The following is a 24,678-nucleotide window of genomic DNA, read 5'->3' as shown; positions in this document are numbered from 1 at the left end:
GCTTCCCGCAGGGTTCCGGTGCACAGGAGACCCCGAATGACCGAGCCGCGCCCGCCCCTGCCCGTGATGGATCTCGCCCACCTCGCGGCCATGACTGGCGGCGACACCGAACTCGGCCTCGAAGTGATCGAGATTTTCCAGCATCAGGCCCAGCTCTGGTCACGCCTGCTCGATCCGCGCCTGCCGGCCCGGGAATGGTCCGACGCCGCGCATACGCTGAAAGGCGCAAGTCTCGGCATCGGGGCGCTGAAGCTCGCTGCCGTATGCGAACGGGCTGAAAAGGCCGGCCGCAGCGAAACCGCGCCCAGCCCGGCGCACGCTTCCGTGCTGCTCAACGATATCAAGGATTCGCTGGGCGAAACGCTCGAAGCGGCGGCCCGGGCGGCTTACGACTTGGCGTCGACCGGGCGGCGCAGCGCGTCGTAGCTTTCGAACTCGTAGGCGATGCAGCGGTCGATCAGCGTGCGCCAGACCGGTTCCGCGATCGCCGGCGACAAGCCATGTTTGGGGCACTCAGCCTTCACCTTGGCCACCACATCCTCGATCCGCGCCCGGTCATGCACGACCGCCCGGTCGCCCTTGATGCGGGCCGCCGCGTCCATGAACGACTGGCGCTCGGCCAGGATTTCGACCAGCAGCCGGTCGATCCGGTCGATCTCGTAGCGCACATCGGTCATCGCACCGGCGGTTTCGGCCGTGTGGCGGCGGGGATCTGAAGTATAGGTCGTCATGCGTCACCGGGCCTGAGCAAGAAGGTGTCCCGCCCGATACATGGGGTGCCGGGCCGCGGCAAGCCACCGGGCACGGCGCCGCACTAGGCTTTCGGCAGGCCGAGCCGCCGGCGCAGCTTCGCCACAAAGGCCGGCACGTCCCCGCCGGCGAGGTATCCCCAGGGCGTGGCCGCCGGCACTTCCAGCGCTGCGAGGTGGCGCTTGAGCCGCTCGCGATCGGGAAAAGCGGCAAACAGGCAGGCAAACTGGTTGCGGGCGAAATGCGCCTCTGCCGCCGTCATCGCCGGGCCGGATTGCGCCATCGCCCAGAAGCGGTCATCGAGATCGGCGAGTTCCTGCTTGAAGGCGGCGCCCGATACGCGCGCCTTCATGGCGTCGGCCGCGCCGTCCTCGTCGTTCATCGCCATCTCGTAGAGCCATTCCTCGATATAGGCGCGCGCCTTGAGACCTAGAAAGGCCGCGTTCGGCGCGGTCGCGGCGGCGTCGGCTACCGCGTGCATCTCTTCGACGCTGCCGTGCCATTTGGGCGCCAGGTAGTTCAACCGTGCAAGCTCGGCGCTTACATTGGCCTCCCCTGCCGCCTCAAGGTCGCGCACGATGGCCTCGAAGCCGCCGTCAGTGCCACGGGCGAGCATTTCGGTGCGGATGCGGAACGTGTGCAGCGCGCTGTCACCAGGCGTCAGATGCGCCGCTTCCGCGAGCGCCTCATGCGCCTGGTCTGCCATGTCATACATGCTGAAGGCCTGCGCGTCGCTGGTCAGGTCCGCCGTCGCGAAACCCCTCAGCCGGTGGGCCCAGACATAACGCAGGCCGCCTTCAACCGCCGCGAGCGAGGGATGCTGGCTGCGCGGCGGCAGCGCGGCGCCGATCTCGCTGAGCTGGCCCAGCCCATCCAGCAAATGCACGCGGTCCGCTGGCGGCAAGCCGGCATACAGCACGCCGAGCGCGGCGCCGTCGCCTGCCTTGAGCAGGCCGAGGCCCGGACCGACATGAATGTTGCCTTCCGCCACATCGAAGGCGGGCGCCTTTTTCCCGAACAGTCCGAACAAGGATCAGCTGCCGGCTTGCGCTTCGAGCTTGTCCTGCGTCTTCGTGTCGAAGTCGCTGGCATCATGGCGCTCGCGCAGCTGCGACTCGGGCTTTCCGAACGTGCGGTTGACCATCTGGCCGCGTTTCACGCCGGGCCGCGCACCGACCTGCTTCATCCAGCGAATGACATTCTTGTACTCCTGCACCTGCAGGAACTCGCCGGCATCGTACACGGCGCCGGTGACCAGCGCGCCATACCAGGGCCAGATCGCCATGTCGGCGATCGAGTATTCCTTGCCGGCGAAGTATTCGTTGTCCTTGAGGTGGCGGTCGAGCACGTCGAGCTGGCGCTTCACTTCCATCGCGTAGCGGTTGATCGGATACTCGTACTTCTCGGGCGCATAGGCATAGAAGTGACCGAAGCCGCCGCCGAGGAAAGGCGCCGAGCCCATCTGCCAGAACAGCCAGTTGATCGCCTGGGTCCGCGCATAATGGTCCTTCGGCAGGAAGGCGCCGAATTTCTCGGCGAGATAGATGAGCATCGAGCCGGATTCGAACAGGCGCGTCGGCGGGTTGGTGGAATGATCCATCAGCGCCGGGATCTTGGAGTTCGGGTTGATGTCGACGAAGCCGGAGCCGAACTGCTGCCCTTCCCCGATATTGATCAGCCAGGCGTCATATTCGGCGTCCTTGAACCCGGCCGCGAGCAGCTCCTCGAACATGATCGTGACTTTGACGCCGTTCGGCGTGCCGAGCGAATAGAGCTGGAACGGGTGCTTGCCGACGGGCAGCACCTTGTCATGCGTCGGCCCGGCAATCGGACGGTTGATGCTGGCGAAACGTCCGCCGCTTTCCTTGTCCCAGGTCCAGATTTTCGGCGGCGTGTAGGTGGGGTCAGCCATGTCGGTCTCCGTTAGCCAGACTCTCAGGTGCCATAGGTCGGCGTAGCGTGCGCGATTGCAAGGCCTGCCGGATCATTCTTGCGTGAAGTTCGCGGCCCATATATGTTACTGTATAACAATTCTAGGATCGCCGCGATGTCGACTGCCCCTTCCCCGTTGTCCACCCATTTCGATGCGGCGCGCGCCGAAGTGTATGACAATCAGTTCGCGGCCATGCAGCCGATCAAGGATGCGGTCCACCTGCTGGTGGAGGCGCACTTTGCGAGCCTTCCCGGCGATGCGCGCATCCTGATGGCGGGTGCGGGCACCGGCGCAGAGGCACGCTACCTCGCCGCGCGCTTTCAGGGCTGGCATTTCACGCTGATTGATCCGTCCGCGCCGATGCTGGCGGTGGCGAAGCGCCATGCCGAGGCCGAAGGCTTTGCAGGCCGCTGCACGTTTATTGCGGACTATGTGTCCGGCGCGCCGCTGGAGGCGCATGACGGCGCGACCAGCCTGCTGGTCTCGCATTTCCTGACGGAGACGCCTGCGCGCCAATCCTTCTTCGAGGACATCGCTGCGCGCCTCAAGCCGGGCGGGCTGTTATTCAATCTGGACCTGTGCGCCGACAGGCAGGCGCCGACATTCCCGGGCACGCTGGGCCTGTGGCTGGACCTGTTGCGCCTTGGCGGCGTGGCGGAGGAGAACCGCAAAGGCTGGGTCGATGCCTATGGCCGCGATTTCGGCGTACACGGACCATCCGAACTGGAAAGCCTGATCGAGGCGGCAGGGTTCACGCCGCCAGCCCCGGCCTATCAGGCGGCAATGATGCGCGGCTGGGTGGCGGCGAAGCGTTAGACTCCCGGAAACCACTGATTGCCAATGCTGACGCGCTCCGGCTCTTTCCAGCGATAGCTCTTTGAAGGCGCGGAATAGGCGCGCGACCACTCCGCCTCCGAAGGGTCATCAACGCTGCCAACAGACATGCACGAATAGCATTGAACCTCCAGACACGGGCGTGGCTGGCTGGCGGTGGAGTATACCCACCATTCATGGTCACATTTGTCGGGCTCTGTAGCATCGGAGCGAACCCAATTCATCAAGGCCTTTTCGATCTTTGATTCCAGCCAGCGAAACATCAGCCTCGCTTCCTAGACTTCCAGCAGCATCCGCTCCGGGTCTTCCAGCGCGTCCTTGACGCGGACGAGGAAGGTGACGGCTTCCTTGCCGTCGACGATGCGGTGGTCGTAGCTGAGGGCGAGATACATCATCGGCTTGATGACGATCTGGCCATTGCGGACGATCGGGCGGTCCTCGATCCGGTGCATGCCGAGCACGCCGGACTGCGGCGGGTTGAGGATCGGGGTCGACATCAGCGAGCCGTAGATGCCGCCGTTGGAGATCGTGAACGTGCCGCCCTGCAGGTCGCCGATGGCCAGCTGGCCATCGCGCGCCTTCTTGCCCAGGGCGGCAATCGCCTTCTCGATGTCGGCGAGCGACATCTCGTCCGTGCCGCGCACGACCGGGACCACGAGGCCCTTGTCGGTGCCGACGGCGACGCCGATGTCGTAGTAGTTCTTGTAGATGACGTCCTGGCCGTCGATCTCTGCGTTGACGGCGGGCACGTCCTTGAGGGCGCTGGTCACGGCCTTCACGAAGAAGCTCATGAAGCCGAGCTTGATGCCGTGGCGCGCGACGAAGGCGTCCTGGTGTTTCTTGCGCAGGTCCATGATGGCCGACATGTCGACGTCGTTGAACGTGGTCAGCATCGCGGCCGTGTCCTGCGCTTCCTTCAGGCGGCGGGCGATGGTCTGGCGCAGGCGGGTCATCCGTACACGTTCTTCACGCGGACCGGTTTCGCGGGGCGGGCGGGCCTCAGTATCGGGCATCGAAGGGACTTTCGGTTGGTTCACATAGGCAAGGGCGTCGGCTTTGGTGGCGCGGCCATCGCGGCCGGAACCCGGAATGCTGGCGGGCGAGACATTGGCCTCGGCCGCGATGCGGCGCACGGACGGCGCAACCGGGCGTTCGCCGGTGCCGGTAGCGGCGGCCGGCGCAGAAACGGTCTTTGCGGGCGCGGCCTCGGCGGCTGCCTTCACTGGCGCAGCGCCGGCAGCGCCGACGCGCGCGATCACCGAGCCCGGCGTGACGCTGGCGCCTTCCTTGACGAGGATCTCGAGCACCACGCCGTCAGCCGGCGACGGCACTTCCAGCGCCACCTTGTCGGTTTCGATTTCGGCGATCGTCTCGTCTTTCTTGACGCTTTCGCCGACCTTCTTCGAGAAGGAGGCAATCGTGCCTTCGGCCACGCTCTCGCCCATCACGGGCACTTTCACATCCGTCACGCCGCCGGCGGGCGCAGGGGCCGCAGCAGCGGGCTTCGCGGGCGCCGGTGCAGGCGCCGCGGCGGGCTTTGCGGCCGGCGCAGCTTTCGCAGCGGGTGCGCCGCTGCCGTTCAGCTTGCCGAGCAGCGCGCCGATGCCGACGGTCTCGCCTTCCGGCACGGTGATGTCGGACAGGACGCCGTCTTCCGCCGCCGAGACTTCCACCGATACCTTGTCGGTTTCCAGCTCGACCAGCACGTCATCCTTCTTCACGGCGTCGCCCTTGGCTTTCAGCCAGCGGCCAACCGTGGCTTCCGTGACGCTTTCACCGAGGGTCGGCACTACAATGTCTGTCATGGGTCTGGATCCCGGGCGATTGCTGGAAGGGGTTAGGGCGTAACGGTCCGGTCATCGACCGGGTCCGGCGAGAAGGCCGTCTTCAGGAAGGCGGCAAGTTCCGCCTGGTGTTTCGACATCAGGCCGGTGGCGGTGGCGGCGCTCGGCGGACGGCCGGCATAGGCCGGACGCGGACGGGCATAGCCGGCCTGAGCCGCGCACCATTCGATCTCGTCACGGATGAAGGTCCAGCCGCCCATGTTGCGCGGCTCTTCCTGGCACCAGACCAGCTCGGCCTGCGGGAAGCGTTTCAGCTCGGTGACCATCGACTTGCGCGGCACCGGATAGAACTGCTCGATGCGCAGCAGGTAGACATCATCGGCGCCCGACGCTTCGCGCGCTTCGAACAGGTCGTAGTAGACCTTGCCCGAGCACAGCACGACGCGGCGGATCTTGTTGTCTTTCACCAGCTTCACCTTGCCTTCGCGGCCCGGCGTCTCGGCGTCGTCCCAGAGGATGCGGTGGAAGGTCGACTTGGCATTCATGTCGTCGATCGTCGAGGTGGCCAGCTTGTGGCGCAGCAGCGACTTGGGCGTCATGATCACCAGCGGCTTGCGGAACTCGCGGTGGATCTGGCGGCGCAGGGCGTGGAAATAGTTCGACGGCGTCGTCAGGTTGCACACCTGCATGTTGTCTTCGGCGCACATCTGCAGGAAGCGCTCGAGGCGGGCCGAGGAATGCTCCGGGCCCTGACCTTCATAGCCATGCGGCAGCAGCATCACGAGGCCCGACATGCGCAGCCATTTGCGCTCCGCGCTGGAGATGAACTGGTCGAAATAGACCTGCGCGCCGTTGCAGAAGTCTCCGAACTGGGCCTCCCACAGGGTCAGCGTGTTCGGGTCGGCGAGCGAATAGCCATACTCGTATCCCAGCACCGCCTCTTCCGAGAGCAGCGAGTCGATCACTTCGTACGGCGCCTGCTTGCCATTGATATGGTTCAGCGGCGTGTAGCGCTCGCCGGTCGTCTGGTCGACGATATGGCTGTGGCGCTGCACGAAGGTGCCGCGGCCGCAATCCTGTCCGGACAGGCGCACCGGGAAGCCTTCATCGAGCAGGCTTGCGAACGCGAGGTGTTCGGCGCCGCCCCAGTCGATTTCCTTGCCCGTCTCGTAGCTCTCGCGGCGGCGGGCGATGACCCGGTCGACGGTCTTGTGCACGTCGAGGCCAGCGGGCAGCGCGGTGATCGCGTCGCCCAGTTCCTTCAGGCGGTTCTTGGCGACGCCGGTCTTGCCGCGGCGATCGTCGTCGATCGGCAGGCTGAAGCCCGACCAATGACCTTCGAGCCAGTCGGCCTTGTTGGTCTTCAGGTCCTTGGCGGCGTTGAAGGCCTTCTCGAGGAAGTCTTCGAACTCCTTCACCTGGGCGGCGACATCGTCGGCCGTCATCAGGCCCTCGGCGACGAGGCGTTTGCCGTAGATCTCGCGCGTCGACGGCAGGTCCTTGATGACCTTGTACATGACCGGCTGGGTCATCGTCGGGTCGTCGCCCTCGTTGTGACCGAAGCGGCGGTAGCAGAACATGTCGATGACGACGTCCTTGCCGAACTTCTGGCGGTACTCGGTCGCAACCTTGGCCGCATAGACAACCGCTTCCGGATCGTCGCCGTTGACGTGGAAGATCGGCGCCTGGACCATCAGCGCCACGTCCGACGGGTACGGCGACGAGCGCGAGTACATCGGGCTGGTGGTGAAGCCGATCTGGTTGTTGACGATGAAGTGGATGGTGCCGCCGGTGCGGTAGCCTTGCAGGCCGGAGAGCGCGAAGCACTCCGCCACGACGCCCTGCCCCGCGAACGCAGCATCGCCGTGCAGCAGCAGCGGCAGCTTCTGCGAGCGGTCGAGCTTGCCGCTCTGTTGCGACGCCGTGAACTGCTTGGCGCGCGTGCGGCCTAGCACGACCGGGTTCACCGCTTCGAGGTGCGACGGGTTGGCGTTCATGGTGAGGTGGACGGTGTTGCCGTCGAACTCGCGGTCGGACGAGGCGCCGAGGTGGTACTTCACATCGCCCGAGCCGAACTCGCCGGCGCCCTGCGTGGAGCCGCCCTGGAATTCGTGGAAAATCTTGTCATAGCCCTTGCCCATCACGGCCGCGAGCATGTTGAGGCGGCCGCGGTGCGGCATGCCGACGACGATCTCGTTGACGCCTAGGGCGCCGCCGCGCTTGATGATCTGCTCCAGCGCGGGCACCGCCGCTTCGCCGCCATCGAGGCCGAAGCGTTTCGTACCGGGATAGCGCTTGTGCAGGAAGCGTTCGAAGGTCTCCGCCTCGATCAGCTTGCGCAGGATCGCGAACTTGCCTTCGCGGGTGAAGGCGACGCCCTTGTCGGGGCCTTCGATGCGCTCCTGCAGCCAGCCTTTTTCGGCGGGGTCGGAGATGTGCATGAACTCGATGCCGAGCGTCGAGCAGTAGGTCCGCTTCAGGATGTCGAGCATCTGGTTGATGGTCGCGCGCTCGAGACCGAGCACGTTGTCGATGAAGATCGGGCGGTCGCGGTCTTCCGGCTTGAAGCCATAAGTGGCCGGATCAAGCTCGGGCTGCTCGCCGAACCCGTTGAGGCGCAGCGGGTCGAGCTGGGCGGCGAGGTGGCCGCGGATACGGTAGGCGCGGATCATCATCAGCGCACGGATCGAATCGGTTACCGCCTGCGAGATGTCGGCCGGCGCCGCCGCGGGGCTGGCTGCCTTGATCTTCTTCTCGAGCTTCGGCTCCAGCAGCGCCCAGTTGCCGTCAAACGCAGCAACCTGTTCGTCGCTCACGGGCTTCGGCCAGCCGGCGCGCTTCCAGCTTGCCCCTTCGGCATTCTTCGTGGCCGCCGCGCCGTCATCGCCCAGCTCGGCAAAGAAGCTGCGCCAGCTCTCCGGCACCGACGACGGGTCCTTCGCATAGGCGGCCTGCATCTGTTCGAGATAGAGCGCCGACCCGCCGTAAAGGAACGCGGTTTCCAGCATCGCGGTGTTGCCGGAGCTGCGCGGACCGTTCACCGGGCTGCCATCGTCTGCCATTGAAAAATCATCCTTCCAGAGCTTGCCGCCCCCGGCGAGCTATATGGGGGCGGATGATGCCGCCTGCAGGTCACGGGCTGCAGAGCCCCGCCTGCAGCCGCGCTACCTTCAGGACGCGCGCAGCTGCAAACTAACCAGGAGGGTCTTCTAACCCTTTAACACTTCGACCAGCGTCGTACCAAGACGCGCCGGGCTGGGGCTTACACGGATTCCCGCAGCTTCCATCGCTGCAATCTTGGATTCTGCATCGCCCTTGCCGCCCGACACGATTGCGCCGGCATGGCCCATCGTGCGGCCCTTCGGTGCCGTGCGGCCCGCGATGAAGCCGGCCATCGGCTTCTTGCGGCCGCGTTTGGCTTCGTCGATCAGGAACTGGGCGGCTTCTTCTTCGGCCGAGCCGCCGATCTCGCCGATCATGATGATCGACTTGGTCTCGTCGTCCGCCAGGAACATTTCCAGCATGTCGATGAACTCGGTGCCTTTGACCGGGTCGCCGCCGATGCCGACCGCCGTGGTCTGGCCGAGGCCGGCGTTCGTGGTCTGGAACACAGCTTCATAGGTCAGCGTGCCGGAGCGCGAGACGATGCCGACCGAGCCCTTCTTGAAGATGGAGCCCGGCATGATGCCGATCTTGCACTCGTTGGCGGTGATGAGGCCCGGGCAGTTCGGCCCGATCAGGCGCGACTTCGAGTTCTTCAGCTTCGCCTTGACGCGGACCATGTCCATGACCGGCACGCCTTCGGTGATGCAGACGATCAGCGGGATTTCCGCGTCGATGGCTTCCTCGATGGCGGCCGCAGCGCCCGGCGGCGGCACGTAAACGACCGAAGCTGTGGCGCCGGTCTTGGCCTTGCCTTCAGCAACGGACGCGAAGATCGGCAATTCCTTGCCGTTCGCCGCCGTCCACATCTCGCCGCCCTTCTTGGGGTGGATGCCGCCGACCATCTGCGTGCCGTAATATTCAAGCGCCTGGCTGGTATGGAACGAGCCGGTATTGCCGGTCATGCCCTGCGTCAGGACTTTCGTGTTCTTGTCGATCAGAATGGACATGACGCTTAACCCCGCACCGCTTTGACAATTTTCTGGGCGGCGTCGTCGAGATCGTCAGCCGAGATGACGTTGAGACCGCTTTCCTTGATGATCTTCTTGCCGAGTTCGACGTTCGTGCCTTCGAGACGCACGACCAGCGGAACCGACAGGTTGGTTTCCTTCACGGCTGCGATGACGCCTTCGGCGATAACATCGCATTTCATGATGCCGCCGAAGATGTTCACGAGGATGCCCTTCACGTTGGGGTCCTTCATGATGATCTTGAACGCGGCCGCCACCTTCTCCTTGCCGGCGCCGCCGCCAACGTCACAGAAGTTGGCTGGCTCTTCGCCGTAGAGCTTGATGATGTCCATCGTCGCCATGGCGAGGCCCGCGCCGTTGACCATGCAGCCGATCGTGCCGTCGAGCGCGATATAGGCGAGGTCCCATTCAGCCGCTTCGAGTTCCTTGGCGTCCTGTTCGGTTTCGTCTTTCAGCGCCTGCACGTCGGGGTGACGGAACAGGGCGTTGCCGTCGAACGAGACCTTCGCATCGAGCACGCGCAGGTGGCCGTTCTTCATGACGATGAGGGGGTTCACCTCCAGCATCGACATGTCTTTCTCGGTGAAGGCCTTGTAGAGGATCGGCCAGAGCTTCAGGCCATCTTCGGCGGCGGTGCCGGACAGGTTCAGCGCCTTGTTCAGCGCGGCGCAGTCGGCCGCCGACACGCCCTTCAGCGGGTCGATCTGGACGGTCTGGATTTTCTCGGGCGTGTCATGCGCGACGGCCTCGATGTCCATGCCGCCTTCGGTCGAGACGACGAACGCGACGTTCGAGGTGGCGCGGTCGACTAGGATCGAGAGGTAGAGTTCCTTCTCGATGTCGGCGCCGTCTTCGATGTAGAGGCGGTTGACCTGCTTGCCGGTGGCGGAGGTCTGCGCGGTGACGAGGTGTTTGCCGAGCATCGCTTCGGCATGTTTCATCACGTCTTCCTTCGAGAAGGCGAGGCGCACGCCGCCCTTCTCACCAGCTTCCTTTTCCACGAACTTGCCCTTGCCGCGTCCGCCGGCATGGATCTGGCTCTTCACGACCCAGAGCGGGCCGGGCAGCGTGTCGACCGCTTTCTGCACATCCGCCAGCTTCAGCACCGGCACGCCTTCGGCCACCGGCGCACCGAACGTCTTCAGCAGCGCCTTGGCCTGGTATTCGTGAATGTTCATGGAGATTTCCCTTTGTGGCCGCCGGTCTGGTCGCCTCTCGCCAGCCGTCCTGCCCTGTGGTTCGCGCCGCTGTATACCAACACTGAGGCCCGCCGCAACAGACTGGGTAGCAGTTCGTGGACCTAGGTTTCGGGATTGACGCGCGGTCACCCTGGCGGCGCGCGTTCACCCTCCCCTTCCAATTGCGGCTCGCTGGCGGTCGAGACCGCCGACGTGGCCTCTGCCGCCAGCATCGCCTCGGGCGCAACCGGCTCGGCCGGCGGCCGCACGCGACTGCGCACCAGCATGATTCCCGCCAGCAGGAAGAGGCCCGCGGCGGCCAGCGCAAACAGCGCGTTGGGCCCGCCGAGGCTCATGGCAAACCCGGACAGGATCGGCCCGATGACCGATCCGCCGGCCCAGACGAATAGGATGCCGCTCATCACCTGCGGGATGCGCCCTGCTCCGGCCCGGTCGATCGCGTGGGCGGCGCAGACGCCGTAGAAACTGAAGGCGCCGGCGCCCCAGAGGCAGAGCAGCACCAGCACCGCCGGCTCGCCCAGCCGGGAGGCGCCCACCGCCAGCGCCAACGCCGCCGCCCCCGCAAACAGCGACAGGCCCGCCACCACGATCCGCCGCTCGACCCGGTCCGATATCCGCCCGGCCGGCCATTGCACCAGCAATGCCCCCGCCGAAGCCACGGCGGCCGCCAGCGCAGCGGCGCTGGTGCCGCCGCCGCCGATTTCGAACGTGCGCGTCCAGGTCGGCAGCAGCGCCCAGGTGCCGGTGTTCAAGGCACCGGCGAGGAAGCATCCCGCCACCGCCGACGGCGCCAGCCGGAACAGCGCCGGCAGGCTCATCACCTCGCGCTCGGGCGCGGCGGGTTCTTCGAGCCGCGTCAGGCACAGCGTGATCAGCGACAGGCACAGCAGGATCGCCACCCAGCTGAGGCCGCGCGGATCTGTCGCCGCGAGGCCGAAGGCCAGGAACGGGCTGAGCAGCCCCGCGATCCGCGACAGGAAATAATAGAAGCCCATCACATCGCCGCGCCGGCCAGTCGGCACCGCCTGCCCCAGCCAGCTTTCGGCGCTGGCAAACAGCAGGCCGAACACGATGCCGTGAACGAGCCGCGCCGCGCTCCAGGCGGCAAGGTCCGCCACCATCCCCATCAGCAGCGCGCAGATCGCCGTCACCGCGGCCGCCGCCGCATAGAGCCGGATGGTGCCATACCGGCCGATCAGCGCCGGGCCGGCCCAGGCCCCCGCCATGAAGCCGGCGGAATAGAGCGCGCCGATCAGCCCGGTCAGCGTTTCGCTCGCCTTCAATTCGGACAGGCCGACGGGCGTGATGACGCCCATGAAACTCGCGCCCGCCTGCATGAGGCAGATCGCAAGGATCAGGGTAATGACGCGGCTATAGCCCGACATGACGTTCCGGGGTCAGCGAAACTTCGCGGTGTGCGCGCGCACGGTCTCGCCGGCGCCCGACTTGATCTGCAGGCTGACGGTTCCGGCGTCCCAGTCGATGCCGATGGCGCCGTAATTCTCGGGCGGGTAGCCCTCCCCCTTCTGGCGCGTGTCCATTTCGGTCGTCGTCTCGGCAAAGGCGACGTTCAGCGACGAGGCCGTGATCTCGCTGACCGGATAGGCCAGCGCCGCGTCGTCCTCATAGAGGAACGCCGTGTGCCGGTCGCCGGACACGAACACGACGCCGTTCGCTTCGCTTTCACGGATCAGCCGGTAAAGGCGCTGCTGCTCGAGCGGCATCCTCGACCAGGCCTCGAACCCGTGGACGGTCGGCAACACCTGCACCGACGAGACGATCAGGCGAAGGTCCGCCTTGTCCTGCAGGCGGTTTTCCAGCCAGGTCCACTGGTCATTGCCCAGCATGTCCTGCGCCGGATCGGCCGAGGGCATGTAGCGCTCCTTGCCGGGCTTGTTCCATTCGTCCGTCGGCGCGAGCGCCGAGCGGAAGAAGCGCGTGTCGAGCACGATCACCTGCGTGCGCTTTCCTTCCGGCCCGAAGGTGCGCGCATAGTACGTGCCCGGATAAGCGCCGACATCCTGGTTCTCTAGCCCCCAGAAGCGTTCGTGGATACGTTCTGCGAGTCTCCTGAACGGGAATTCCCGGCCCGCATCATTGGCGCCCATGTCATGGTCGTCCCAAGCCACCATCATCGGGAACTTCGCGCGCACCGCCCTGAAATCCTCGCGCGCCGCGAGGTCTCGGAAACTCGCGCGCAGCTCGTCGAGGTCAGGCTGGTTGTTGACATAGGCCGGGCCATTCTTGTCGCCGTACACGTTGTCGCCGATCATCAGGAAAAGGTCGGCCTGCTCCTTGGCAATCGAACGCATCGCGGCGCTGTCGCCCTTCTCCTCGTCGAGGCAGGAGGCCACGAGGATCTGCGTCAGGGCCGTCTCCGGCGAGGGCATCGCAGCCCCCTTCGGCGCATGCGGGAAGAAGTCGTCCGGCAGCGTGCGATAATAGGTCTCGAGCGCTTCCTCGGCTGACTTCGGCGCGAAGGCATCGCCGATCAGCGGCAGCTTGGCCGCGGACTGGCATCCCGCCAGCGCCGACAGGATTGCGAGCGAGATCAGTCTCTTCATGGCGTGCCTCCAAAGGTCCCTGCGCAGCTTGTAGCCACGTTCGGCAACCCCCGTAAGGCCGAAACGCGCTCACACCTGGAAGAACAGGTGCCACATCAGCCGCCCCGGCAGGAAGCTGAACAGGCCGGCCACCAGCAGCGCGCCGACGAACAGGCCGGTCATCTCCTTGCGGTGCACCCGGATGTTGCGCCGCCGGGCAGCCGCCAGTCCCATAGGCAGCACGATCATCGTCCAGCCGGAGAGGAGGTGGATGAATCCGTAACTGTCGCCATTGAGGCCGGTGAGGAAGAACGAACTGATTGCCGTTACGGTCATGGTGGCGACCCAGGTATATCCGAGCACCCGGTGCATTGTGCGGCCCTTGACGCCCAGCAGCAGCACGCAGCCGATCACGAACGAGGCCAGCGCGCCGGCAATATGCGCCTGCAGCACCGGGCGGATTTCGAGCAGAGGCGACAGGTCGACGCGCACCTGAACGTGGGTCCAGCCTTCCGCAGCCAGCATCGACTGCGACAGCCAGGCGAACCCTGCGAGCCCCGCCAGCACGATCAGCGTGTAGGGCCGGCGTTCGCGCAGGCGGCGAAACGAGAACGAGGCAGCGGAACGGGTGGCAGGCAGGTCGGTCATCGGGCATGGCTCCATATGGACTTGTGGACGGCTCTCCGTCCGGCCCGGCCAACCTTGCCGCCTCGCCGCCGCCCCGCCACCGCAACTACGCGGGCGGGCTGGAATCCTGCGTGAAATGCCGCCATTACCGTTCGCGAAGCGCGAATTGCAGGAGCACGAGACCCCGCTCATGGACATCGACTGGCCCCGGCGCCTCAGGGAATTCGGCGTCTATGCCGCCGCCGGCCTGTTCCTGGCGGTCATCAATCCCTTCTCCGCCACTGGCGAGGCCGCCTTCATCCTGCGCGCGGCCTACTGGATCGGTTTGATCTTCGTCGGCAGCCTGTCGGCGGAAGCCGGCCGCCGCCTGTTCGAACGCGCCTGGCGCGGCGCGCCCCTGCTGCTCGTCCTCGCGGTCACAGCGGTCTCGGCCGCCCTCGCCGTCACCCTCACGCTGGCGCTGTTTGACCTCGCCTATTACGGCGAGGCCCCGCCGCTGAACCGGACCATCACGCTGTTCGGCTTCGTCTGCGTGATCTCGGCGGCGATGACCGGCGTCGGTTTCATGGCGGACCGCTCGATCCTCGCTCCGCCGCCCACGGATGCGCCCGAAGGCGCCGGCCCGGCGGAGACCTTCCTCTCCCGCCTGCCGCTGAAGTTCCGGCAGGCCGACCTCTATGCCGTCTCGTCAGAGGACCATTACCTGCGCGTCCACACCAGCCTCGGCGAAGACCTGATCCTGATGCGGCTGGCCGATGCCGTGCGCGAACTGGAAGGCGCCGGCGGCCTGCAGGTGCACCGGTCCTGGTGGGTCGCCCGCAACGCCGTGAAGGATGTCCGCCGCAGCGGCGGCAAGCTGGCGCTGGTCCTGCCCTCCGGCAAGGAGGCACCTGTCTCGCGCACCTTCATGCCCGCCGTGAAGGCCGCCGGCCTCGCCTAGATCGGCGCGGTAAGGGCCGCCCTCACCGGCGCGCCCAGCAGCTGCTTCACGAACTCGACATGGCTGCGCAGCCGGTAAAGGTCGTCGGTATAGGAGAGCGGAACGTCGAGTTCCCCGATATCCGCCTGCAACCGTTCCAGCCGGCTGATCACCGAGGTGCGCGGCTCGCCTTCCGGCGTGGCGCGGCCTTCCTCTTCGAGGGCGCGCAGGTCCTTGTACCAGACATAGATCCGCCGCCGGACCCGCCAGCGGTAGATCGGCGGCGCTGCGCGCACCAGCGGGAAGGCCAGCGTCAGCAGCGGGATCGCCAGCACCCAGGCCCGGTCGAGGAAATTGGCCACGCTGAACGGAAAGTACCGCCTCAGGAATGACGGCCCGTCCCGGTAGAACCTCACGGTCTGGCGGCTCACCGGCATGTCGGCATTCTCGGCGTTCGGGAACTGGCCCGCCGCCGAGAACAGGCTCGGCTCGGAATGGATCGCCAGCGCCGCGTCCAGCAGCACCGCCTCGATCGCCGGGTGCAGGTCGTCGCGCACGGCCAGCTGCGACACCGCCGCCAGCAGCGGCACATCGCGGGCCGGAATGTCGGCGCCGATATCGGTGATGCCGCGCAGCAGCACGACCGATGACAAGCCCTCTTCGCGCCGCGCAATCGCGGGCGCGCGCTCGAAGGGCAGCAGGCGCACACCCTCGGCGCGCATCAGCGTCTGGATGTAAGGCGCATCTGCCGACGCGGCGAAGGCGACCGCATCGACCTCGCCTGCCTGCAGCGCCGCGAGGGCCTCTCGGGTCGACAGGGCAAGGCGGGCGCTGTTCGGCCAGTCGCCGCCATACGCCACCTGCAACGAGGTCGCGAGCGCGCGTGTCCCGGACCCGTCCGGTCCGATCGACAGGCGCGCGCCTTTCAGGTCGCCGAAATCATCCGCCGTCACGCCGCCGCGCACGAACACCCAGAACGGCTCCTCGAACAGGCCGCCCAGCGAGCGTAGCGCCTTCTGTTCCGGCGGCCCGGCAAGCCCGCCCTGCACCAGCGCCACGTCCAGGAAGTCGTCTTCCAGCAGGCGCAGGTTGTCGATCGACCCTTCGGTATCGACCAGTTCGACCTCGACGCCCTGCTCCGCGAGCAGGCGTTGGTAGCGTTCGGCATACTCATGGTAGGCGCCGCCCGGCGCACCGGCGCCAAACCGGATCTTCTTCGGCGGCGCCGGGTCCATCAGCATCAGCGCCACGATAAAACCGAGCACCGCGACCGCGATCACCGGTCCATAAATGCGCCACATGTACTTGCCCCGCATCGGCGCCGTCTCCTGCCGGGGCGCCTATCGCCCGGCACATTCCTTAGAGTGCTTGTCCCCTGCCCGGCAACCGCGAGATTCGGGCGCTGCCCGGCCGGCGGAAAATCGGGAGGGGTCGTGATCCAATCGGCCGGACCCGCGTAAATAGCTCAGGTGACCGGCTTCCGCCCCTTTCGGGGTGCCTCCGCTGCCCGGTCGTCTGCGGTCCCGCCGCCTGTTCCCCCACAGGCGCGGGGCCGCCCTCCTTCAGGCCTTGTGATACGGTGTGCCGGCCAGGATGGTCAGCGCGCGGTAGACCTGTTCGGCCAGCATGGCGCGCACCAGCCGGTGCGGCCAGGTCTGGGCGCCGAAAGCGAGCGTCTTCGGCACCTTGCGCCGCACCTCGTCCGAATAGCCCTCCGCCCCGCCGATCAGGAACACGGCGTCGCGCAGGCCCTCGTCGCGCCAGGCGGCGAGCCGGCGGGCGAGTTCGGTGGAGGTGAGGTTTTCGCCGGCTTCGTCGAGGCGTACGCACCGGGCACCGTCCGGCAGGCGGGCGATCAGCCGGGCGCCTTCGGCCTCGAGGCCGCCGCCGCTGGCTACCTCGTGTTCGTCCGGTCCGCGGAAGCCGAGCTGGCGGGCGAGCGGCTGGGCCCGCCCTAGATAGTCATCGGCAAGGCTGCGTTCGGGGCCATCCTTGAGGCGCCCCACACCGACCCATTGCAGGCGCATCGGTCAGGACGACGCGCGGGCCGTCCGGTGGGCCGACTGGTCGGACATCCAGATTTTTTCGAGATTGTAGAATTCGCGCACTTCCGGGCGGAACAGGTGGACGATCACGTCACCCGTGTCGATCAGCACCCAGTCGGCATTGGCCATGCCTTCGACACTGGCCGGGCGTCCGGTCAGGCGTTTGGCCTCCTGGGCCACGTGATCGGCGAGCGCCGAAACGTGCCGGCCGGAACGGCCGGAGGCGATGATCATGAAATCTGCGAGGGAGGATTTGCCCTGGAGATCGATGAAGGCGAGGTCTTCAGCCTTGTCGTCCTCGAGGACTTTCGACAGGGCCTCCGCCAGCAGCTTGATGTCTGCGAGCGAGGCGTTCTTTGGGGGCTCAACCCGGTTTTTGGCGGATGACAGGGCAAGGGCTCCTTTGGCGTTTGCACGGCAAACCTACCACGCGGAGGCCGCCGCGCCCAGCAAAAAGGCGCAGCTGCGGGCCTGCCGCCCCCGGCGTTCATAAGCTATACAGGGTTTCATTAGGAGAATGCCCGCGTTTCGCCCTATCTGGGTGGTAATGAAGTTTTCTCCACCGTGACTTCCAGGATCCCCGCATGCGTACCGTATTCGTCCTCCCCCTGCTTCTGGCGACCCTCACCACCACCGGCTGCGCCGCAGCGGTCGTCGGCACGGCCGGCGCCGTCGGCCTGACCTCCGTGCAGGAAAAGACCATGGGCGAGGCGCTCGATGACGCGACCGCCTCCAACGAGATCAAGGCCAAGCTGCTGAACGAGAGCGGGGCCAAGTTCGGCGAAGTCGATGTCGAGGTCTCCAACGGCCTCGTGCTGCTGTCCGGGCGGGTCAACGACCCGGCCGACCGCACCTATGCCGAAGGCATCGCCTGGAGCTCCTCGCGTGCCCGCGATGTCGCCAACGAGATCCGGATCGAGCCGCCGGGCGGTTTCATGGCCAACGTCTCGGACGAGATCATCACGGGCCGGGTCCGGTCGCGCCTGATCGGGTCGAGCACCGTCAAGAGCGTCAACTTCAACATCGAGACCTATGACGGGGTCGTCTACCTGATGGGCCTTGCCCGCAGCCCGGAAGAGCTGCGCGCCGCTGCCGAGGAAGCCTCGGTCGTCGGCGGGGTGAAGCAGGTCGTCTCCTACGTCCGGATCCGCGAGGCCGCCAGCCGCCCGCCTGCGCCAGTTGCGACAGAAGTTCCTGATACCACTTATCAATCGACCCCCGACGCTTCATATACGACCGAGCCGATGCCCGAGCTGCACGGCGCGAGTTACGATACAGGAAGCCGCTGACCGGGCGCGCCTTCCGTCACAACGGGGGCGCGAAACCGCGTGACACTGCGCATAGCCATCCAGATGGACCCGCTCGAGCGGGTCAATATCGACGGTGATACCACCTTTGCCCTGGCCGAAACCGCGCAGGCGCGCGGCGCCAGCCTGTTCGTCTACGGGCCGGGCGACCTTGCCTGGAGCGAAGGTCGTCTCACCGCCCGCGCCCGCCCCGCCCGCGTCCAGCGGGTGCGCGAGACACCGGGCCTCTTCGGCGAAGCGCTGACGCTCGACCTCGCCGAAGACGTCGACGTCATCCTGATGCGGCACGACCCGCCCTTCGACATGGGCTACATCACCGCCTGCCACCTGCTGGAGGAAATCTCCGGCCGCACGCTCGTGCTCAACGATCCGGCCGGCGTGCGCTCCAGCCCGGAAAAGATCTTCCCGCTGATGTTCCCGGAGATCATGCCGCCGACGCTGGTCACCCGCGACCGCGCCGCCATCGACGCCTTCCGCGACCGCCACCGCGACATCATCGTCAAACCGCTTTACGGCCACGGCGGCGCCGGCGTGTTCCGCATCGCGCCGGACGATTCCAACCTCGATTCCCTCCTCGAGCTGTTCTTCAGCAAGAACTCGGAACCCGTGATGGTGCAGGCCTTCCTGCCGGCGGTGTCGGAGGGCGACAAGCGCATCATCCTGATCGACGGCGAACCGGTCGGCGCAATCAACCGGCGCCCCAAGGCCGGTCAGGTCCGCTCGAACCTGGTCGTCGGCGGCACGGCCGAGGCGACCGAACTCAGCGCCGCCGACCAGCACATCTGCGAGGTGATCGGGCCGGAACTGAAACGCCGCGGCCTGCTGCTCACCGGCATCGACGTGATCGGCGGCCGGCTGACCGAAGTGAACGTCACCTCACCGACCGGCCTGCAGGCCCTGAAACGCCTCTCGGGCATTGATGCAACTGCCAAATTCTGGGACGTTGTGGAAAGGAAGCTTGCAGTCGGATAGCTGCGGCGTCATGCTTGAGGAATGCTGATGAAACCGATCACTGCCCTTCTCCTGTTCACGCTTGCGGGCGTGGGCACTGCCTGTTCCGACACCGTTGGCGCCGCCGATGAAGCCGCGCCGGCCGAAGTGGCCTCGGCGCCCGCCGCCGAAGTGCAAGGCACGCTGAACCTCAATCTCGGCCGCTCCGGCGAAAGCCAGGCCCGCCCGATCGTCGGCTCCAGCGCCAATACCGGCACCGGCCTGATCGTCGGCCCGAGCCAGACCGGCGGCAATTTCGAAGGCGTGCAGGATCTCGGCATCGACATCGAAGACGCCCCGCACGATCCGCTGGCCACGCCCGAGGAGTCGGACGAGGACGACCTGATCCGGATCCCGGAAAAGAAATAAGCCTCAGCCGGCCAGGCTTTCCGCTTCCAGCCACTCGGCGCACGTCCGCACCGCCTCGGGCAGCAAGTCCGGGCGCTCGATGTAATAATGATCCGCGCCCTGAATGTCCTTGTAGGACTTGCGGGCATGCCCCACGGCCTCGAACAGCCGGCGCGCATGGCTCGGCGTGCAGGCAAGATCGGCCGTGTTGTTGATGACAAGTACCGGGCAGGCAACGCGCGAGGCATTGCCGAGACCGTCCGCATTCGTCGTATCGTACCCCCACTGCGACAGCCATGAGCGCAGCGTCGTGAACCGCGCGAGGCCGACCGGTCCGTCATTCGCGATGCGCGGCTCTCCGAGATAGCACGTATGAGGCCGCCGGTCGGAGGGCTCCTGTGTGGGATCGGTCCAGCACACGTTCGACATCGTGCCATGCACCGTGAAGGCGCGTTCGGCATTGGTGTCACCCTTGCGTCGAAGCCCTTCCAGCGTCTCCTGCACCCAGGCCGTGATGCGCCGGTTGCGGGCGAGCTGGGCAGCCCGGAAGCGGGCCACGAATTCATCCGTATAGGGAGGCTGCGCCGGACAGGCCGGATCGTAGATGTTGAGCGCCGGATCGCGCTCGAACGGGCGCGTCTCGTCGGTGATCGACGGATCGATCCATTCGGTCAGCGTGATCGCGCGGCTCACATGCGCCGCCAGCAGCATGATACCGTCCGCAGGCGGAAGGGCCTTCTTCGTCAGGTCATAGGCATCGCCCGCCGGCGTGTGCGTGAGCGTCGGGCGCTGGGCCTGGTCCTGGTAGAACAGCGACAATGACCCGCCGCCCGACCAGCCGCCGAGAATGACGCGCTTGTAGCCGAGGCGGGTGCGGGCATGTTCGATACAGGCGCCAAGGTCCGAGATGCATTTTTCCATGATCAGCGCGGTGTCGTTTCCGCGGTAGCGCGTGTTGCAATAGATCACATGCTGGCCGCCGCGCGCGAGGGCCGAGACCAGCGGCAAGAACGAGCCGCCGCCGATCGGATGGCTGAAGATGACGACGCTGTCGGCTTTCGTACCGGCCGGATAGATGCGCATGCATTCGGCGGCGATATTGTCGCCTGCCCCGCCATACACGTCCTTGAAACCGGAAGGGTCCTTGTGGATGACAAGATAGGGTTCACGGGTGATTTCCGTAGCGCCAACCATGAAGTGTGCCTCCTTGCCCCTTTTGATTATTGCGCGCACATTATTGCCAAGAACGGCCGTGTCCATGTGGCCGCAGGGTCAAGGGAGAAAGACGCGATGATCAAGGCGAACGGGATCCACCATATTGCGATCATGGCTGCGGACATCCGCGAGCATATTGCCTACTTCTCGGATGTGATGGGCTTCCAGCTCTCGGCCCTGTTCGACATGCACGGCGTGCCGGGCGGCATTCACGCTTTCCTGCACATGGACGACCATTCCTATTTCTCGATCGTGCAGCTGCCCGCAGTGAAGGACATCCCGATCCAGCTTGGCGTCACCCATGCTGGCACCGGCGCCGGTCCGTCCGCACCCGGAACGATGCAGCACCTCGCCTTCCGCGTCGACACGCTGGACGACCTCTACGCGATCCGCGACCGGATCCGCACCAAGGGCATCAACGTCATCGGCCCGATGGACCATGGCATGTGCCACTCGATCTATTTTGCCGGGCCGGACCAGCTGACCCTGGAAGTCGCCTGCTCGACCGTCGCGGTGGATCCCAAGCTCTGGATTGATCCCGCCGTGGTCGAGAAGGTCGGCATCAGCAAGGCCGAACTCGAAACCTATGTCACGCCGGACGCCTATGCCGGCGAAGGTGGCCGCGTGAAGCAGCCGCCCTATGATCCGGCCAAGCCGCATCAGGCCTACCCCGAGGCCATGTACCAGGCGATGATTGCCACCCCGGATGACGTGATCCTGAAAGTCACGAAGTTCGAGGCCCCGGTAAAGGTTACCGCCTGACACCCGCCCGCGGTTTTCCGGCGAAACACAGCTGCTCTGCCCGTTCAGGTCGTATCTGGCCTGCGGGTTGCATTCCGGTATGTAAACGCCGGAGGGCCCCATCATGGCGAAAGCCGACACCTCGCCCGCCCATGAGGCGCGCAAGCCGACCGATGCCGACCGGTTCGTGGGCCAGCGCCTGCGCCAGGGCCGCCGCGAACTGGGCTTGACGCAGGAAGGCCTTGCCGCCCTGCTCGGCGTCACCTTCCAGCAGATCCAGAAATACGAAGCCGGTCATAGCCGCATGTCCGCCGGCCGCCTGCTCGAAATTGCGCAGGCCCTCGGCCGGCCGATCGGCTGGTTCTACGAGCCGTTCGAGATCGCCGAAAATCCCGACGGCACCCGCGGCCGCGACTTGCAGGCCCACGACCTGAAACGCGATGCCCGCCGCCTCGTCGAGGAAATCGGCGATGTCGAAAGCCTGCAGGCCGTCGTCCGCGTGCTCGAAGCGATGGCGCTGCGCGCCCGCTGAGGCTTCACGCCTTCGGCTTGCCGAGCGTTTTCAACTCATACAGGGCCTGCAGCGCATCGCGCGGGCTGAGCCCGTCGGGATCGAGCGCCGCGAGCGCCGCCATCACGGCCTCGGCTTCAGGCGGCAACCCGGCCTCCGGCTCCGGCGCGGCCGCCGCAAACAGCGGCAGGCTTTCAGCCGCCGACGGGCTCGCCTCGAGCTGCTTGAGGATCTGCGCGGCGCGCGCCACCGCGCTCCTCGGCAATCCGGCGAGGCGCGCCACCTGCACCCCGTAGGACCGGTCGGCCGGGCCCGGCTGCACCTCGTGCAGGAAGATCAGGTCATGCTTCCACTCGCGCGCCTTGAGGCTCGCATTCGCAGCGCCCGGCAGTTCGGCGGCCAATGCCGTCAGCTCGTGATAGTGCGTCGCGAACACGGCGCGGCACCGGGTCTGCGCGTGCAGGTGTTCGACGGCGGCCCAGGCGATGGCAAGGCCGTCCCAGGTTGCGGTGCCGCGCCCGACTTCATCCAGGATGACGAAGCTCTCGGGCGTCGCCTGATTGAGGATCGCGGCCGTCTCGACCATTTCGACCATGAAGGTGGAGCGGCCGCGCGACAGGTCGTCGGAAGCGCCGACGCGGGAGAAGACGCGGTCGGCAAGGCCAAGCCGAAGCGAGGTTGCGGGCACGAAGCACCCGGCCTGCGCCAGGATCACGGCCAGCGCCGCCTGGCGCAGGTAGGTCGACTTGCCAGACATGTTCGGTCCGGTAACCAGCAGGAAGCGCGGCGCCGACGTCGCCCCGGCATCGAGGCTCAGGTCATTGGCGGTGAAGCCTTTCCCGTCCCGCCGCAGCGCGGCCTCGACCACGCAGTGACGAAGACCCTTCGCCTCGAAAACCGGCGCCACCTCGATGACCGGGCGAACCGCCCCGGCCTCGTCGGCCCAGACCGCATTCGCCGCGGCGACATCCACGGCGGCGAGCGCGGCGGCCACCTCGGCCAGCGCCTCGCGCTCGGCCGACACGCGCACGCCGAATGCTTCGAAGTCTGCCAGCTCCAGTGCCTTGGCTTCCTCGTCGGCGCGGCTGATCCGGCCTGCCAGTTCGGCAAGCTCGGTGGTCGAGAAGCGCACCGCGCCCGCCATCGTCTGGCGGTGAATGAAATCATTCGCCAGCGGCGGCTTCAGCATCGCGTCGGCAAGCCGGGCCGGCACTTCGATGAAATAGCCGAGGACATTGTTGAACTTGATCTTCAGGGCGGCAATTCCGGTGGCCTCGGCATACCGGCCCTGCATCGCGGCAATCACCCGGCGGCTGCCATCGCGCAAGGTGCGCACCTCGTCGAGCGCGCCATTCCAGCCGGCCGCGATGAACCCGCCGTCGCGCGCGAGCACCGGCGGCGTCTCAACCAGGGCCGCCGTCAGGTCAGCGCCGAGGGCCGCGAGACCGCCGGGCGCCGGCAGGCTCAGCACCTCCGCCGCGCGCGCCAGAAGCGGCGGCAGCGCCGCGCCGGAATTGCGCAGGATACCGGCCGTCTTGCGGGCGGCGGCCAGCGCCTGCGCCAGCGCCTGCAGGTCGCGCGGCCCTCCCCGGCCAAGCGCGAGGCGCATGCAGGCGCGCTCGAGATCCGGCGCCGCCTTCAGCGCAGCGCGCGTGTCGCCGAGCACGGTGCGCTCGCCCGCAAAGAAGCTGACGGCATCGTAGCGCGCCTCGATCCCGGCACGGTCGCGCGACGGGCGGGCGAGCTGCGCGGCGAGCAGGCGCGCGCCCGGCGCCGTGATGGTGCGGTCGATGGCGGCGAGCAACGTGCCCTCGCGGCCGCGCGCATAGGACCGGTCGATCTCGAGACTCGCGCGGGTGGCGGGGTCGATCAGCAGGGCGCTGGCCGGATGGGCGCGCCGGGGCACCGACAGGCGCGCCGGGCGCCCCGCCTGGGTCAGCTTCACATAGTCAAGCAACAGGCCGGCCGCCGCGCATTCCGCCTTGCTGAAGTCGCCGAGCCCGTCGAGCGCCGCGACCCCGAACGTTTCCTTCAGCAGCGCCTCGCCCGCTTTCGCGGTGGCCGTTCGGGCCGGGCGTTCGGTGATTGCCACCGCTGTCACCTCGGGCAGGCCCGCAACGGCCGGCCGGCTGCGGTCCGCCTCCGACACCAAGAGTTCGCTGAGCGGCCACGCGAGCAGCGCGTCGGCCACCCGGGCCGCATCAAGCGCCGCAAGTTCGAACAGGCCGGTCGACACGTCGCACACCGCCAGCGCCGCCTCGCCCTGCGCCGTGAAGGCCAGCGCCGCCAGCGCCTGGCCCTGGCGCGCCGGCAGCAGCGTATCCTCGGTCAGCGTGCCCGGCGTGACGACGCGCACAATTTCGCGGCGCACCACCGATTTGGAGCCGCGCTTCTTGGCCTCGGCCGGGCTTTCGGTCTGTTCGCAGACCGCCACCCGGCACCCCGCCTTGATCAGGCGCGCGAGGTAGCCCTCGGCGGCATGGTAGGGCACGCCGGCCATCGGGATCGGCGCCCCGTCATGCTCGCCGCGCGAGGTCAGCGTGATGTCGAGCACGCCGGCCGCCGTCACGGCATCGTCGAAGAACAACTCGTAGAAGTCGCCCATCCGGAAGAACAGCAGCGCATCCGGCTGCTGCGCCTTGATCGACAGGTACTGCGCCATGAACGGCGTCGGCTCTGCGGCAGGCAGCGATTTGGGGGCGGTATCCGGCATGGCGCGGCAAGCTAGCCCTTGCGCGGGGGATTCGCAAAGCCGGGCCTGCATGTGTGCGGATTTGACTGTTGGCACAGCCCGCACGG

The 24,678-nt window shown here is 66.8% G+C and carries 24 protein-coding genes; 8 read left to right on the top strand and 16 right to left on the bottom strand.

Annotated elements, in window-relative coordinates:
- Positions 1-36: 36 nt before the first annotated feature.
- Complete coding sequence (locus IPK75_07640; protein MBK8198226.1) at positions 37-426, top strand: Hpt domain-containing protein; 390 nt, start codon at positions 37-39, stop codon at positions 424-426.
- Here IPK75_07640 and IPK75_07635 read toward each other — a convergent pair.
- From IPK75_07635 to yghU, 3 genes are all read right to left on the bottom strand, one after another.
- Positions 387-731 carry a chorismate mutase gene (locus IPK75_07635; protein ID MBK8198225.1) on the bottom strand — a complete coding sequence of 115 codons (345 nt, stop codon included), beginning with the start codon at positions 729-731 and terminating at the stop codon, positions 387-389. The genes IPK75_07640 and IPK75_07635 overlap by 40 nt on opposite strands.
- An 83-nt stretch (positions 732-814) precedes the next feature.
- Complete coding sequence (locus IPK75_07630; protein MBK8198224.1) at positions 815-1,780, bottom strand: hypothetical protein; 966 nt, start codon at positions 1,778-1,780, stop codon at positions 815-817.
- Between the two features lie 3 nt (positions 1,781-1,783).
- The gene (gene yghU, locus IPK75_07625) at positions 1,784-2,662 is read right to left on the bottom strand and encodes a glutathione-dependent disulfide-bond oxidoreductase (protein ID MBK8198223.1); all 879 of its coding nucleotides are present in this window, start codon (positions 2,660-2,662) and stop codon (positions 1,784-1,786) included.
- A gap of 135 nt (positions 2,663-2,797) precedes the next feature.
- Here yghU and IPK75_07620 point away from each other — a divergent pair, with 135 nt between their 5' ends.
- A complete protein-coding gene (locus IPK75_07620) occupies positions 2,798-3,499 on the top strand; it encodes a class I SAM-dependent methyltransferase (GenBank protein MBK8198222.1) in 702 nt (233 codons plus the stop codon).
- Here the strand turns inward: IPK75_07620 and IPK75_07615 are convergent.
- The 8 genes from IPK75_07615 to IPK75_07580 form a co-directional block, all read right to left on the bottom strand.
- A complete protein-coding gene (locus IPK75_07615) occupies positions 3,496-3,780 on the bottom strand; it encodes a hypothetical protein (protein MBK8198221.1) in 285 nt (94 codons plus the stop codon). The two genes, IPK75_07620 and IPK75_07615, sit on opposite strands and share 4 nt — an antisense overlap.
- A 12-nt stretch (positions 3,781-3,792) precedes the next feature.
- Positions 3,793-5,322 carry a 2-oxoglutarate dehydrogenase complex dihydrolipoyllysine-residue succinyltransferase gene (gene odhB, locus IPK75_07610; GenBank protein MBK8198220.1) on the bottom strand — a complete coding sequence of 510 codons (1,530 nt, stop codon included), beginning with the start codon at positions 5,320-5,322 and terminating at the stop codon, positions 3,793-3,795.
- 32 nt (positions 5,323-5,354) lie between these two features.
- Positions 5,355-8,363, bottom strand: a complete 3,009-nt coding sequence (locus tag IPK75_07605) for a 2-oxoglutarate dehydrogenase E1 component (protein MBK8198219.1) — start codon at positions 8,361-8,363, stop codon at positions 5,355-5,357.
- A 147-nt stretch (positions 8,364-8,510) separates the two neighbouring features.
- Positions 8,511-9,413, bottom strand: a complete 903-nt coding sequence (gene sucD, locus IPK75_07600; GenBank protein ID MBK8198218.1) for a succinate--CoA ligase subunit alpha — start codon at positions 9,411-9,413, stop codon at positions 8,511-8,513.
- A gap of 5 nt (positions 9,414-9,418) precedes the next feature.
- Positions 9,419-10,612 (bottom strand): ADP-forming succinate--CoA ligase subunit beta, encoded by a 1,194-nt coding sequence (gene sucC, locus IPK75_07595; protein ID MBK8198217.1) that lies wholly within the window; start codon positions 10,610-10,612, stop codon positions 9,419-9,421.
- Positions 10,613-10,758: 146 nt separating this feature from the next.
- A complete protein-coding gene (locus tag IPK75_07590; protein MBK8198216.1) occupies positions 10,759-12,018 on the bottom strand; it encodes an MFS transporter in 1,260 nt (419 codons plus the stop codon).
- A 12-nt stretch (positions 12,019-12,030) separates the two neighbouring features.
- Positions 12,031-13,197, bottom strand: a complete 1,167-nt coding sequence (locus IPK75_07585; GenBank protein MBK8198215.1) for an alkaline phosphatase family protein — start codon at positions 13,195-13,197, stop codon at positions 12,031-12,033.
- Positions 13,198-13,266: 69 nt separating this feature from the next.
- Positions 13,267-13,701, bottom strand: coding sequence for a DUF2306 domain-containing protein (locus tag IPK75_07580; protein MBK8198214.1), 435 nt, complete (start codon positions 13,699-13,701; stop codon positions 13,267-13,269).
- Positions 13,702-13,939: 238 nt separating this feature from the next.
- On the opposite strand from IPK75_07580, the gene IPK75_07575 reads away from it, so the two are divergent.
- The gene (locus IPK75_07575; protein ID MBK8198213.1) at positions 13,940-14,743 is read left to right on the top strand and encodes a LytTR family transcriptional regulator; all 804 of its coding nucleotides are present in this window, start codon (positions 13,940-13,942) and stop codon (positions 14,741-14,743) included.
- On the opposite strand, the gene IPK75_07570 is transcribed toward IPK75_07575, so the two are convergent.
- The 3 genes from IPK75_07570 to rsfS all read right to left on the bottom strand — a co-directional run bounded on the left by IPK75_07570 (position 14,740) and on the right by rsfS (position 17,157).
- Positions 14,740-16,038 (bottom strand): ABC transporter substrate-binding protein, encoded by a 1,299-nt coding sequence (locus IPK75_07570; GenBank protein MBK8198212.1) that lies wholly within the window; start codon positions 16,036-16,038, stop codon positions 14,740-14,742. The genes IPK75_07575 and IPK75_07570 overlap by 4 nt on opposite strands.
- 246 nt (positions 16,039-16,284) lie before the next feature.
- A complete protein-coding gene (locus IPK75_07565; protein MBK8198211.1) occupies positions 16,285-16,749 on the bottom strand; it encodes a 23S rRNA (pseudouridine(1915)-N(3))-methyltransferase RlmH in 465 nt (154 codons plus the stop codon).
- A 3-nt stretch (positions 16,750-16,752) separates the two neighbouring features.
- On the bottom strand, positions 16,753-17,157 hold the full coding sequence (gene rsfS / locus IPK75_07560) for a ribosome silencing factor (GenBank protein ID MBK8198210.1): 405 nt from the start codon (positions 17,155-17,157) through the stop codon (positions 16,753-16,755).
- A 194-nt stretch (positions 17,158-17,351) separates the two neighbouring features.
- On the opposite strand from rsfS, the gene IPK75_07555 reads away from it, so the two are divergent.
- From IPK75_07555 to IPK75_07545, 3 genes are read left to right on the top strand one after another with little or no spacing between them, the layout of a single operon-like run.
- Positions 17,352-18,056, top strand: coding sequence for a BON domain-containing protein (locus IPK75_07555; protein MBK8198209.1), 705 nt, complete (start codon positions 17,352-17,354; stop codon positions 18,054-18,056).
- Between the two features lie 39 nt (positions 18,057-18,095).
- A complete protein-coding gene (gene gshB, locus IPK75_07550; protein ID MBK8198208.1) occupies positions 18,096-19,046 on the top strand; it encodes a glutathione synthase in 951 nt (316 codons plus the stop codon).
- Between the two features lie 27 nt (positions 19,047-19,073).
- Positions 19,074-19,433 (top strand): hypothetical protein, encoded by a 360-nt coding sequence (locus IPK75_07545; GenBank protein MBK8198207.1) that lies wholly within the window; start codon positions 19,074-19,076, stop codon positions 19,431-19,433.
- Positions 19,434-19,436: 3 nt separating this feature from the next.
- On the opposite strand, the gene IPK75_07540 is transcribed toward IPK75_07545, so the two are convergent.
- Entirely contained in the window at positions 19,437-20,606 is a 1,170-nt protein-coding gene (locus IPK75_07540) for an alpha/beta hydrolase (GenBank protein ID MBK8198206.1), read from the bottom strand.
- Between the two features lie 96 nt (positions 20,607-20,702).
- On the opposite strand from IPK75_07540, the gene IPK75_07535 reads away from it, so the two are divergent.
- A complete protein-coding gene (locus IPK75_07535) occupies positions 20,703-21,389 on the top strand; it encodes a VOC family protein (GenBank protein MBK8198205.1) in 687 nt (228 codons plus the stop codon).
- Positions 21,390-21,492: 103 nt separating this feature from the next.
- Entirely contained in the window at positions 21,493-21,900 is a 408-nt protein-coding gene (locus IPK75_07530; protein MBK8198204.1) for a helix-turn-helix transcriptional regulator, read from the top strand.
- Positions 21,901-21,904: 4 nt separating this feature from the next.
- Here the strand turns inward: IPK75_07530 and mutS are convergent, their stop codons facing one another.
- Positions 21,905-24,592: a DNA mismatch repair protein MutS gene (gene mutS, locus IPK75_07525; protein MBK8198203.1), complete on the bottom strand. Its 2,688-nt coding sequence runs from the start codon at positions 24,590-24,592 to the stop codon at positions 21,905-21,907.
- Positions 24,593-24,678: the final 86 nt, after the last annotated feature.

The organism is Acidobacteriota bacterium (assembly GCA_016712445.1).
Classification (GTDB): Bacteria; Pseudomonadota; Alphaproteobacteria; order Caulobacterales; family Hyphomonadaceae; genus Hyphomonas.
This window is presented reverse-complemented; position numbering and strand designations above follow the sequence as displayed.